We start from the raw sequence: 12,806 nt of genomic DNA, 5'->3' as shown, positions 1-12,806 counted from the left end.
CTTTTCACCCTTCCGCTTTTAATTCTAATAGTAAATCTCTTAATTCAGCTGCACGCTCGAAGTCTAACGCTTTTGCTGCTTCTTTCATTTCTGCTTCCATCTTCGCAATTGTCTTTTCACGCTCTTTTTTCGTCATCTTCTTAGCTGGCGTTGCTTCATATGTTTCCGGCTCTTCAGCAGCTGTCGTTGCACGGATTACATCACGCACACCTTTTTGAATCGTTTTCGGCGTAATACCATGCTCTTCATTGTAAGCTTCTTGTATACTACGACGACGCTTCGTTTCTTCAATCGCAATTCCCATCGATCTCGTTATACGATCTGCGTACATAATAACGCGGCCGTTTTCATTACGTGCTGCACGGCCAATTGTTTGAATTAATGAACGTTCTGAACGCAAGAATCCTTCCTTATCAGCATCTAAAATCGCTACAAGGGATACTTCTGGAATATCTAATCCTTCTCGCAATAAGTTAATACCAACGAGAACATCAAACTTACCAAGGCGAAGATCTCGTATAATTTCAATACGTTCTAACGTTTTCACTTCAGAATGCAGGTAATTCACCTTAATTCCTACATCTTTTAAGTAGTCTGTTAAATCCTCTGACATCTTCTTCGTTAAAGTCGTAATTAATACACGTTCATTTTTTGCAATGCGATCTTGAATTTCTCCTAATAAATCGTCAATTTGCCCTTCAATTGGTCGTATATCAATTGGCGGATCTAAAAGCCCTGTTGGACGAATAATTTGTTCTATTACTTCTGGCGACTGCTCTAATTCATACGGTCCTGGCGTTGCTGAAACGTAAATAACTTGATTCGTTTTCTCTTCAAACTCATCAAAAGTGAGCGGTCTATTATCTAAAGCTGATGGCAGACGGAATCCATGATCCACAAGTACTTGCTTACGCGCTTGGTCCCCGTTATACATCGCTCTTACTTGCGGCACTGATACGTGCGACTCATCCATAACAATTAAGAAATCTTCCGGGAAATAGTCTAATAACGTATACGGCGTTGCCCCCGCTGGACGAAGTGTTAAATGACGGGAATAGTTTTCAATACCTGAACAAAAGCCCATCTCACGCATCATTTCTAAATCATAACGTGTACGCTGCTCTATACGCTGCGCTTCTAACAACTTGCCGTTATCATTTAATTCCTTTAAACGCTCTTCTAGTTCTTTTTCGATATTTTCAATAGCGACCTTCATCTTTTCTTCACGTGTAACGAAGTGAGATGCTGGGAAGATTGCTACATGATCACGTTCTGCTAATACTTCCCCCGTTAAAGCATTTACTTCGCGAATACGATCAATTTCATCGCCAAAAAACTCAATTCGAATACAATGCTCGTCAAGTGATGCCGGGAAGATTTCAACTACATCTCCGCGCACACGGAATGTACCACGCTTGAAATCAATATCATTACGACCATACTGCACATCAACAAGTTCACGAAGCAATTGATTGCGATCCTTTTCCATACCAACTCGAAGTGAAACAACTAACTCGCGGTATTCTTCTGGAGAACCTAAACCATATATACACGAAACACTCGCAACGATAATTACATCATCCCGTTCAAATAATGCAGACGTTGCCGAGTGACGCAATTTATCAATTTCATCATTAATCTGTGCGTCTTTTTCAATAAACGTATCTGTTTGCGGCACATACGCTTCTGGTTGATAATAATCGTAATAACTAACAAAATATTCAACTGCATTATTTGGGAAAAAGTCTTTCAACTCACTATATAACTGTCCTGCTAACGTTTTATTATGAGCCATGACAAGCGTTGGCTTTTGCACTTCTTTAATGACATTTGAAATCGTAAATGTCTTACCCGTTCCTGTCGCTCCAAGCAACACTTGCTTTTTCTTTCCACTATTAATTCCCTCTACAAGCTTCTCTATAGCTACCGGCTGATCACCTTGTGGGGAATACGCTGAGACAATTTCAAATTGACGTTCCAAGAAAATCCGACCTCCTCATAAAAATCTGTATTATTATTTTACCACGAATGCCCATAAAAAACCTAAAAAAACGAACAGATATTCGGTAAAGTTTTCGACAATATATATAGAAAAAGGAAGGAGAGTACACTTCCTTCCTTATCAAATCTTCTTCCGCATGAACAAACAGTAAGCACCACACTGATTAAGATTCCACTTCATTTAAAATCCGCTCTTTTTCCTACTGTCATCCTCTCCTATACAAACTATCGGTATACTAAAAAAGCTACTTTCCTCTAAGAAAGTAGCTTCTCTTTCCCCTTCTCCTTCTTCGGAAAAAGAACATATGAAAATGAAATAACTGTATCCACTAAAAGTATAATCGCCCAAACTTGGCTAACCCGACTCGCTGCTTTATTTAAAACAATTCCCGTTTCTAACCAATTACGCCATTGTTCAACCGGGGCAAGACCGTACAGAAAGAAAAAGAAAATATGCACAACAACAAACAAACTAAGGTGCAATACCCAATTTTTCATTTCCTGCTTCGCATAAGCCATACCTGTTAATTCTACCTGTTCTTCTATAATAGGCGCCGGCTCATTCCGCCATTTCGCAACTAATTTTTGCGCAAATATATCAAGCTTCTTCAAATCCTTTTTCCCGTAGAAGACTGCATACAATAAAATGATTACAGTAATGATTTGAAAGTTAGAAAACTTTCCTGTTTGATAATAGTCCACTACCCCTAAAGTTAAAATAAACACTTCATTTACGAGTAGCACAATTCCCATAATAAAACTCGCCTTTTTCAAACGAAATCCGTAACGGAGTAAAAAGAAACCGATAGCCGCTAACCAAAATACAATTTCTGCCCCAATTAAAAAATACCAACGATATTCTGCGAGTATACTCATTTAGCCCTCTCCTTTTCATCATAGATACGAAAAGCTTCATCCATATATAGTAAAAGTTCTTCTTCAATCGGATACAGGCTCATTTTCTGTGAATCTTCCTTCGATTTTCTAACTTCCCATAACTTATCTAAAAACGCTTCATCACCATTAGCCATTTCTAAACATTTCTGCATTAATTTCTTCGTTGCCCCTTGTACCTCATCACTAGCTACTTCTTTACCGTCTTTCATAAAAGTACGGAATTGCTTTAATAAATCTACCCATTCTAAAACATTCGTATCTTCCTTACTCATGTTTGGTAAATTATGAAGCAATTTTTGTTCTTCCTTTGAAAACACTTCATTTTGAAATATTTCACGTATACGAGAAGACTGCTTCGAAAGCTGAATCAGTTCAAACATAACTTTCCAATCGAGTTCTCCTTCCACATCTACCGAATAAACAACTGCTTGTAAAACACTCTCCATTCGATTAAATTTCTTTTGTTCTTCTTGTACAAACCGAAGTTGTTTTTCAAGCGAATTTTTTAAATCTAGCTCACCTTTTACTAACATATTCGCAGTTTCTTTTAATGAAAATCCCATTTCCTTTAAAAACAAAATTTGTTGCAAACGAATAACGTCCGCTTCACTATATAACCGATGTCCACCCTCTGTTTTACCACTCGGCTTTAATAAATCTATTTGATCATAATAACGTAATGTACGTACCGTAACCCCTGTTTCTCTCGTCAATTGTTGAATTGAAATCACTACCATCACCTCTTCTCCTTCATTATAAAAGATGACGTTACGTAACTTTCAAGTGTTTTGTAAAAAAAATACAAAAGGCTGTTTATACGCTTCGTATAAACAGCCTTTACGGAAATAACCCCTTTTGCACAGCACGACCACAAAATAAAATAAGTGCCCCAACAACAACACTCGTTGCTGTTTTATGATAATGAGCTGAAACTAATAAATAATACGATAAACCTACAGTACCAAGCATAATACAAATACTCGGCACTGGATTATGAGAAAAGTTCTGCATTCCCCAAAACAAAGCAAAAATAGCCGTAGCGACACATAATACCGGTAATCCCATCCCAGTTCCCCTTTTTCTATCTATTCCTTGTTGCTAACACGCTCGTCGATGCCATACTTATTAATAGACCAAAAATAGCAATATATAATAACTCATTTACATGTACTACTGGCCTGTCTAAATACTTATTTACACAAAGATACATAATGAACAAGAAAACGAAGCTTGTCATACTAATCGTAAAATATGACTTCATCTTATTCACAACTCGCTCATCAATCGACGGTATTCCCTCTTCTTTCAAACGCTTCTGTTCTCTATATTCCGCAATGCCATATAAAATGACTAACGCTACATTTGATATGAAGATTGTTCCCCATGAAATATTTAAAATCATTAAGCTCACATTTAGCACAAGCCCCGCTAAAAATAAACTTCCTATGAACCGTATAACCTCTTGCTTACTCATACACGATTAACCTCTTTACTATTTCTATATCTCCACTTCGGCCAATAGTTCACAAAGGAATAAACAAACTGCCCTAGTACAAATAACACAAACGGCATACCAGCACTTCCGTAAACAATTAAATTGTACAAACTCCATATGGCTAAACTAATCGCTAAAAACAACCCTAAATATTTAAACGCTTTATCTGACTGAAATCTCTCAAACTCATCCTGCATTTTTCATTCCTCCTATCACTATGCTCGTTTGCCTACCATAACTCCTATGATGAGACTACCCGCAAATAAGGAACTACATATCAGAAATATTTCTTGCACTGGTATAACAGCCCTGCCTATTGCTTTACTCGCAACAATATAAACAATAAGCAATAGAAACGCGAATACAAATGAGATATTTACATATTTTTTTATATTTTCATTTACTCGTTCATCTATATCTGGAAGTTCTTCTTTTCTGTACTTACGATTTTTGTAATTTGTATACAACACTAGAAATACAATCGCTAAAATATTACTACATACGAGCGGTAAAATTGGTATAGCCGGATTCATAATATGAACTATAACGTCTCCCAAAAACAATCCAAAAGTCGCACCGATCAATAGCTTTTTCGTATCGTTCATTTTTCCTCCCCTTACTCTAGCGTAAATATTTCTTCCACCTTCACTCCAAAATATTTGGCAATTTTTAAGGATAACTCTAGACTCGGGTTGTAATGATGGTTTTCAATCGCCACGATTGTCTGCCGCGTCACCTGCATCGCCTTTGCCATTTCAACTTGTGTTATATGATGTTGCTTTCTTAATTCTTTAATTTTATTTTTTACACCCATAGGCTCCACCTTCAAAAGTAAAGATATCTTTACTTAAATTATAAATATTTTCCAGTTGCAAGTAAAGGTATCTTTACAAATTTTAGAAAAACATTTCACTGAACATCTTTTCTAACAAAGTACAGAGGGAATTAAATTTATATCAGCGATTTCCTAAATATATCAGCGCAACTGAAATTATATCGGCGATTCCCCAAATATATCAGCGCAACTCCATTTATATCGGCGATTTTTTCAATATATCGACTTACCGACAAATACCGACATCTGTAGCACTATAAACATAAGAAAGAAGCTGTCCCAAAATATCTTTTGGAACAGCTTCTTCCTACTACATAAATCCTAACGCATATACAAGAACATATCCAACCACCGATAAGCAAACCGAGCCAATTAGCCCTGCCACGAATGCTTTGCTTCCTAACTTACGGAACGTTTTAAACTCTACATTTAAACCAAGCCCCGCCATCGCCATTGCGATAAGCATATAAGCGATGACTACAATATATCCCGCAACAACTTCTGGAATCACGCCAAGAGAATGCACCGTACTCATCGCTAAAAATCCGAAAATGAACCACGGAATTGGAAGGTCGCGCCATGATCTTTTTTCCTTGCTTCCCTCACTCTTACCAAACCATAATCCAATTAAAATCGCTACTGGTACAAGCATTGCAACGCGCGTTAACTTCACGATAACTGCGATGTCTACAGCCGTACTTCCTCCTGGCGCCGCAGCTGCTATGACATGAGCGATTTCATGCAGCGTCGCACCCGAGAATACACCGTAGCCGTACGGAGAAAAGCCAAGCACTGGATATAATAACGTATAAATAAGCGTAAATATCGTACCTAAAATAGCAATAATTGCGGCACCAACTGCCGTTTCATCATCTTTTGCTTTCACTTGCGGCGCAATTGCCACGACCGCTGCCGCGCCACAAATCGCTGTTCCGCATGCTGTTAAAATTCCAAGCTTCTTCTCTACTTTAAATACTTTCGTTAGTCCGTATACAACGAAAATCGTAAATGTAATAACAACCGCTGCGATGACCAATACTTTCGGTCCCGCCTTCGCAATATCAACAAGATTTAATCGCATTCCAAGTAAGATGATCCCAAAGCGAAGCAACTTCTTACTTGCAAAGTTCGTCCCCGCAATTGCTTCATGAGGGACTCCAATTGCCGCACGCCAAACCATCCCAATTAGAATAGCAATTACTAATTGTCCCATAATATTTAAAAATGGAAGCTCCGCTAAATATTTCGCCACGATTGCGATTAATAGTGTAATCCCAATTCCTTGCGAAAATCCAAAACGCTTCTTCTTTTGTATAACAAGTGTTTGTTCCACTTTGAACCACTCCAATAATCGTATTGGAACATGCATGTTCTTTCTACTTACATTATAAGAGAGTTTCTATAATAAGTTTAATATCAATACCAAATCTCTATCATCAGAAATACTTATGATAAGATGATAGAAAAAGAAAGGAGCAGATGATATGAACGTAGACATTTTAAAAATTTTTGTTACGGTTGTTGAACAGAAACACTTCTCTCGTGCAGCAGAATTATTAAACCTTTCACAGCCTGGCGTAAGTATGCACATTCGCAACTTAGAAAACGAATTTGGAACTACGCTTATTCAGCGATCCCCGAAGCACGTTCAAGTGACCGAGGCCGGAAACATATTATATATACACGCAAAGCAAATGCTCTCTCTTTATGAAGATGCCAAACAAGAAATTAATGAACTACATAACGTTGTAACAGGAACGCTTCGCATCGGTGCTAGTTTTACAATTGGCGAATACTTACTTCCAAAAATACTCGCTAATTATGCCAATGAAAATCCACTCGTCGAAGTTCATACCCTTATTTCAAATACAGAAGACGTTTTGCAAAGCCTTCGCTCTAATCAAATTGATATCGGCTTAGTAGAAGGTCAAGTTGTATACGCCGACGTTGACGTTGAAACGTTTATGCAAGATGAAATGAAACTCGTCGTCCCGCCAAACCATCCACTACTCCGCACAAATGAAATAAATGAAAGGACACTCCAAGATCAAGTGTGGGTATTAAGAGAAAGCGGTTCTGGAACACGTGCTTATAGCGATCGCTTTATTCATCAACACCATTTAAAAATGAAACGATTCTTTACCTTTAGTAGTATCCAAAGCGTAAAGGAAGCTGTCGCTGCCGGGCTTGGCATCGCTATCCTTTCTGATTGGACTGTACGGAAAGAGCTACTGGCAAAAGAACTATTCCACGTCGAAGTTCCAGATGAACAACTCATCCGTCCATTCTCCATCGTGCGCGGCAAATACTTTATTCCGTCTAAAGCTATTCAAGTGTTTCTAAATCATGTAAATTCTTTTGCGAAAAAACAGCATTGACCTTCACATTAGTGTGAAGGTTTACAATACATGTAAAAGGAGTGAAACGCATTGCGAATTGGGGAGTTATCAAAAGAAACTGGCGTTAGCGAAAGGTCACTAAGACATTACGAAGAAAAGGGATTGCTCCCTTCGAAGCGCCTCGCAAATGGCTATCGTGATTTCGATGAAAGTGCTATCGAAAAAGTGGAGCTTATTCAAATGTACTTACAAATCGGCTTAAATTTAGAAGAGACGGCAAGGATGCTGCGCTGCCTTGAAATTGAACCGCACTTATACGACAATCCGTGCAGCAGCATCCTTACGCTTTATGAAGATAAACTTAATGAAGTAACAAAGCAAATCTCATTGCTTTCCAATATTCAAACGAATTTGCAAAAACACGTTTCACTCCTAAAACAAGCAAAAGAAAAGGAATGATTACATGTTTGTTATACACGGCAGTTCAAGACAAAATGGAAATACGGAAGCTTTAACACATATGATGGTTGATGGAATTGAAACAGAACAAATTTATTTACGTGATCATACAGTCTATCCTATTACAGATCAGCGTCATGATGCAGAAGGATTCCAACCTGTAGATGATGACTACGAGCAGTTAACGAAACGCATGTTAGAGCACGACACAATTATCTTTGCTACACCATTATATTGGTACGGGATGAGTGGTCATATGAAAAACTTCGTCGATCGCTGGTCACAAAGCTTGCGCGATACATCCCTTCATTTCAAAGAAAAAATGAAAGGCAAAAAAATGTACGTTGTTATCGTTGGCGGCGATAATCCGAAACTAAAAGCATTACCACTTATCTCCCAGTTCCAATACATCTTTGATTTTGTTGGTTCATCGTTTGAGGGTTATATTATTGGGGATGCGAATGGGTTAGATGAAATCCAAAATGATGCTGAGGCGATAGCTAAGGCACAAGTTTATAATAACGAATTCAAAAATCACAAGCTGAAATAAGTTTGACAAACTTATTTGTATGCGCATACAATAAAAGTAATATTATGAAAGGAAGGTACTTTGACCAATGAAGTTCTAATTCTCTTATTTATTTCATCCATCACAAATAGTGAACAAAAATGATGAAAACTAGCAGAGGATTAGTCTGTCCATTTGTCGATACTTTCTTTCGAAACGATCATGTGAAAAATCGTTTATTTATGTACGATTTTTACATGCAAGGGCGACGTTTATCCTCTCTAGTGAAACTAGGGAGGTTTTTTTATGACTATTTTATTCGCACGTAATATTGAAAAGGGCTTTGGTGATCGTACACTATTTACGTTACCATCACTGGAAATTCAATCACAGGATCGCATAGGAATTGTCGGAGTCAACGGTGCTGGTAAATCTACGTTATTACAAATATTAAGTAAAGAAATAGAAGCTGACAAAGGCATAGTAACTCATCATAGTTCTATCAGCATCATTCCTCAGCTTAGCGAGGAAGTACCGGAAACCACTTCTTCTCTCGCAAAAGGAAAATGGAGCATTTCAAACGTTTCAAATTCAATGAGCGGCGGTGAACGAATGCGTCTAAAGATTGCCCACGCTCTTGAACAGAATGCAGGCATTTTATTCGCTGATGAACCAACAAGCCACTTAGATATGGCCGGTACAGAACAACTAGAAAAGGCACTTTTATCTTATAAAGGGGCACTTGTTTTAATATCACATGATCGTGACTTTTTAGATGCGATATGTACAAAAATCATCGAAATCGAAGATGGTACGATTCAAGAGTATAAAGGTAATTATTCAAACTATCGCAAGCAAAAAGAACGTGAGCGAATACAAAAACAAGTAGAATATGAGCAATATGTACAAGAAAAAAATCGTTTAGAGCAGTCCATTTTACAAAAAAAGCAACGTGCTTCTAGCATGACAAAAATCCCAACACGGTTCAGTTCATCTGAATCTAAACTTTATAAATTAAGTGGGGCTCATGGCCAAGAACAGGTTAGTAAAGCAGCGAAAGCATTAGAAACACGTCTCGAAAAACTAGAAAAGAAGGAAAAGCCAAAGGATCTTTCTCAAGCTCAGTTTGACGTGCAATACCATACACCTATTCATAGTAAAGTGGCAGTACAGTTCAATAAAGCGACAAAGAAAATAGGTAATCGTACACTATTTAAAAATCTGAATGGAACTATTGCTCCAGGTGCAAAGCTTGCTATTTTAGGCGCAAACGGAAGTGGAAAAACGACTTTGTTCAACATGCTTCTCGCAAACGAGCGTGGCATTCAGCTCTCAAAGAGTTGTAAAATTGGATACTTCGAACAAACACTATCTATTTTAAAAACAGATAAAACCATTTTAGAAAATGTTCTAGAAGAAACAAATTATACAGAATCGTTCGTTCGCACAATACTTGCAAGGCTTCTATTCCGCCGTGAAGATGTTCATAAGCCTGTGCACGTTCTAAGCGGGGGTGAGCGAATGAAGGTTGCACTCGCAAAAGTATTTTTAGGAAACTATAATATGCTTCTGCTCGATGAACCGACAAACTATTTAGACTTAGCAACGCAAGAAGAATTAGAAAGCATGTTACAAGAATATCCTGGCACTATACTTTTCATTAGCCATGACCGTGCCTTTATTCGCTCTGTGGCAGACCATATTCTAAAAGTAGACGAGAGTGAACCTAGAGTATTCCACGGCAATTACGAGCAATACACCAAGAGAACAACCGAGGATTCTGTAAATGTTACTGAACAAGAATTGTTACGATTACAAACAAAATTAACAGAAATCATCGGCCGAATTTCCATACAAAATCATCACGATGACATCACATCTCTCGAACAAGAATACGAAACATTATTAGTTCAAATCCGGAAATGTAAAGAAGCGCTCTAATGTCTTCCCTATATATCGACGGGACCTGCCGCATTTCCCAAGAAATATTGAATCTTCGACATAGCATATAAAAAGCCGTGCATCAGCACGGCTTTTTACTTCAGATACGAACAGCAGTCCCGCTCACAGCAACCATTAGCATTCCTTCGCGAACGACTTCATAATCCACATCGATACCAACGATGGCATTCGCATTTTTTTGCCTTGCGAGAGTTTTCATCTCTTCCATTGCAATGTCACGTGCTTCTTTCAATTTGCTTTCGTAAGCGCCTGAGCGACCGCCGACAACGTCACGAACAGAGGCAAAAAGGTCACGAACGATATTCGCGCCCATAATCGCTTCTCCATTGACGATATCGACATAATCAATAATTTCTTTCCCTTGAATTGTAGAAGTTGTTGTTACAATCATACCGTATAGCCTCCCATATAAGATTTTCACTTACTTATGGTGCGCTAATTCGGCAAAAATTATATTTACGAACTAAACTGAGCTTCGTATAACCTACTGTATCCTCCGCCTTGTTCAATTAATTCATCATGTGAACCTTGTTCTGCAATCCCATCTTTATTTACAACGACGATGCGATCTGCATTTTTAATCGTTGCAAGTCTGTGAGCGATAACTAACGTTGTACGGCCGACAGATAGTTCAGCAAGTGATTTTTGAATTGCAAGTTCCGTCTCTGTATCTAGCGCAGAAGTCGCTTCATCTAGTATTAAAATTGGCGGATTTTTCAAGAACATACGAGCAATCGCTAAACGCTGCTTCTGTCCGCCTGAAAGTTTCACGCCGCGCTCACCGATAACAGTATCTAAACCGTCTGGTTGTGAGTAAATTAAATCTTCTAATTGAGCTCTCTTTACCGCCTGCCAAATTTCAGCCTCTGATGCTTTTAAATTTCCGTAAGCAATGTTTTCACGAATTGTTCCTGAGAATAAGAACACATCTTGCTGCACGATTCCAATTTGCTTACGGAGTGAAGATAACGTCATGTCTTTCGTATCAATACCATCAATTTGAATCGATCCAGATGATTGCTCATAAAAGCGTGGTAATAAACTACATAACGTCGTTTTTCCAGCTCCAGATGGCCCAACGAACGCAACTGTTTCACCTGCATGTATTTTCAAACTAATATCATTTAAAATCGGTTCTTTGTTTTCATATCCAAATGTAATGTTGTTATATTGAATATCACCGTGTACATGTTTTACTTCCATTGCATCTTTAGAGTCCACAATATCTGGCTCTGTTTCAAGAAGCTCTACATACCTTTTAAAACCGGCGATCCCTTTCGGATAGCTTTCGATTACCGCATTAATTTTTTCAATTGGACGGAAGAAAATATTCGTTAATAGAACGAATCCGATAAATCCACCGTACGTTAATTCTCCTTGCAGAACAAACCACGTACCGCATATTAAGACGAAGAGCGTTACGAGACGCATAAGCATATAACTAATTGACGAATTTAGCGCCATAATTTTATACGCCATTAATTTCGTTGTACGGAAACGAGCATTATTAACAGCAAATTGCTCTTTCTCAAACTTTTCATTTCCGAATGCTTGTACAACGCGAATACCACCAACGTTGTTCTCAATACATGCATTGAAATCAGCAACATCTGAGAATAAACGTCTAAATGTACCTGTCATTTTTTTATTGAAGTAAAGTGCTAACCATAATAAGAATGGAATGACGAAGAACGTTAATAGCGCTAACTTCCAGTTGATCATCATCATAAATGAAAATGCCCCAACTAAAGTCATAACGGCAATAAATAAATCTTCTGGCCCGTGGTGAGCAATTTCCCCAATCTCCATTAAATCGTTTGTAAGGCGTGAAATTAAATGACCTGTTTTATTATTATCAAAAAATCTAAATGATAGCTTTTGAATATGATCAAATAATTTCTGCCTCATATCTGTTTCAATGTTAACACCAAGCATATGTCCCCAATATGTAACGACATATTGTAAGCCTGCATTTAACATATAAACTGCGAGTAAACCGAAACAAGCCCATAAAATAAGCGTCCAGTTTTGCCCTGGCAATAACTTATCAATAAATTGATTTACGATAAGCGGGAAGCCGAGTTCTAATAATCCTGCGACAACCGCACAAGAAAAGTCGAGTATAAATAAACCTTTATACGGTTTATAGTACGAGAAAAATTTACGCAGCATATCTTACCTCCATTTTCCAAAATTAAAAAGACTCTCTAAATGATAACTATTATCAAATAATTATTCAAGTTATCCGTCTATGAAACTGAAAATAAGCTTTGCGATAGTTGTCGTTATTGGCCGGAAAGTCGATATATT

Annotated in this window: 15 protein-coding genes; 4 read left to right on the top strand and 11 right to left on the bottom strand. The window is 37.8% G+C overall.

Going from position 1 to position 12,806, the window contains the following annotated elements; all coding sequences use genetic code 11:
• Positions 1-4: 4 nt before the first annotated feature.
• The 9 genes from uvrB to PDQ40_RS16000 all read right to left on the bottom strand — a co-directional run bounded on the left by uvrB (position 5) and on the right by PDQ40_RS16000 (position 6,561).
• On the bottom strand, positions 5-1,981 hold the full coding sequence (uvrB, locus tag PDQ40_RS16040) for an excinuclease ABC subunit B (RefSeq protein ID WP_000441046.1): 1,977 nt from the start codon (positions 1,979-1,981) through the stop codon (positions 5-7).
• 275 nt (positions 1,982-2,256) lie between these two features.
• Positions 2,257-2,877, bottom strand: coding sequence for a hypothetical protein (locus PDQ40_RS16035; RefSeq protein ID WP_000025190.1), 621 nt, complete (start codon positions 2,875-2,877; stop codon positions 2,257-2,259).
• Complete coding sequence (locus PDQ40_RS16030) at positions 2,874-3,635, bottom strand: MerR family transcriptional regulator (RefSeq protein WP_000260368.1); 762 nt, start codon at positions 3,633-3,635, stop codon at positions 2,874-2,876. The genes PDQ40_RS16035 and PDQ40_RS16030 overlap by 4 nt, the downstream gene beginning before the upstream one ends.
• Before the next feature lie 100 nt (positions 3,636-3,735).
• Positions 3,736-3,963, bottom strand: coding sequence for a hypothetical protein (locus PDQ40_RS16025; protein ID WP_000524119.1), 228 nt, complete (start codon positions 3,961-3,963; stop codon positions 3,736-3,738).
• A gap of 16 nt (positions 3,964-3,979) precedes the next feature.
• The gene (locus PDQ40_RS16020; RefSeq protein WP_000043138.1) at positions 3,980-4,372 is read right to left on the bottom strand and encodes a hypothetical protein; all 393 of its coding nucleotides are present in this window, start codon (positions 4,370-4,372) and stop codon (positions 3,980-3,982) included.
• Positions 4,369-4,590, bottom strand: coding sequence for a hypothetical protein (locus PDQ40_RS16015; protein ID WP_001150193.1), 222 nt, complete (start codon positions 4,588-4,590; stop codon positions 4,369-4,371). Before PDQ40_RS16015 ends, PDQ40_RS16020 begins: the two co-directional genes overlap by 4 nt.
• 18 nt (positions 4,591-4,608) lie before the next feature.
• Positions 4,609-4,998 carry a hypothetical protein gene (locus PDQ40_RS16010; RefSeq protein ID WP_071742120.1) on the bottom strand — a complete coding sequence of 130 codons (390 nt, stop codon included), beginning with the start codon at positions 4,996-4,998 and terminating at the stop codon, positions 4,609-4,611.
• An 11-nt stretch (positions 4,999-5,009) separates the two neighbouring features.
• Positions 5,010-5,207 (bottom strand): helix-turn-helix transcriptional regulator, encoded by a 198-nt coding sequence (locus PDQ40_RS16005; RefSeq protein WP_000538359.1) that lies wholly within the window; start codon positions 5,205-5,207, stop codon positions 5,010-5,012.
• A 331-nt stretch (positions 5,208-5,538) separates the two neighbouring features.
• A complete protein-coding gene (locus PDQ40_RS16000) occupies positions 5,539-6,561 on the bottom strand; it encodes a YeiH family protein (RefSeq protein WP_270691499.1) in 1,023 nt (340 codons plus the stop codon).
• A gap of 151 nt (positions 6,562-6,712) precedes the next feature.
• Between PDQ40_RS16000 and PDQ40_RS15995 the strand changes: the two genes are divergently transcribed.
• The 4 genes from PDQ40_RS15995 to abc-f all read left to right on the top strand — a co-directional run bounded on the left by PDQ40_RS15995 (position 6,713) and on the right by abc-f (position 10,475).
• A complete protein-coding gene (locus PDQ40_RS15995; protein WP_163257846.1) occupies positions 6,713-7,606 on the top strand; it encodes a LysR family transcriptional regulator in 894 nt (297 codons plus the stop codon).
• A gap of 51 nt (positions 7,607-7,657) precedes the next feature.
• The gene (locus PDQ40_RS15990; RefSeq protein ID WP_001219201.1) at positions 7,658-8,026 is read left to right on the top strand and encodes a MerR family transcriptional regulator; all 369 of its coding nucleotides are present in this window, start codon (positions 7,658-7,660) and stop codon (positions 8,024-8,026) included.
• Positions 8,027-8,030: 4 nt separating this feature from the next.
• Positions 8,031-8,576, top strand: a complete 546-nt coding sequence (locus PDQ40_RS15985) for a flavodoxin family protein (RefSeq protein WP_074541122.1) — start codon at positions 8,031-8,033, stop codon at positions 8,574-8,576.
• Between the two features lie 264 nt (positions 8,577-8,840).
• The gene (abc-f, locus tag PDQ40_RS15980) at positions 8,841-10,475 is read left to right on the top strand and encodes a ribosomal protection-like ABC-F family protein (RefSeq protein WP_270691496.1); all 1,635 of its coding nucleotides are present in this window, start codon (positions 8,841-8,843) and stop codon (positions 10,473-10,475) included.
• A 100-nt stretch (positions 10,476-10,575) separates the two neighbouring features.
• On the opposite strand, the gene PDQ40_RS15975 is transcribed toward abc-f, so the two are convergent.
• Positions 10,576-10,887, bottom strand: coding sequence for a YbjQ family protein (locus tag PDQ40_RS15975; RefSeq protein WP_000637521.1), 312 nt, complete (start codon positions 10,885-10,887; stop codon positions 10,576-10,578).
• Between the two features lie 65 nt (positions 10,888-10,952).
• Positions 10,953-12,668: an ABC transporter ATP-binding protein gene (locus tag PDQ40_RS15970; RefSeq protein ID WP_000944619.1), complete on the bottom strand. Its 1,716-nt coding sequence runs from the start codon at positions 12,666-12,668 to the stop codon at positions 10,953-10,955.
• Positions 12,669-12,806: the final 138 nt, after the last annotated feature.

The organism is Bacillus cereus group sp. Bc061 (genome assembly GCF_027715825.1).
GTDB classification, from domain to species: domain Bacteria; phylum Bacillota; class Bacilli; order Bacillales; family Bacillaceae_G; genus Bacillus_A; species Bacillus_A paranthracis.
This window is presented reverse-complemented; position numbering and strand designations above follow the sequence as displayed.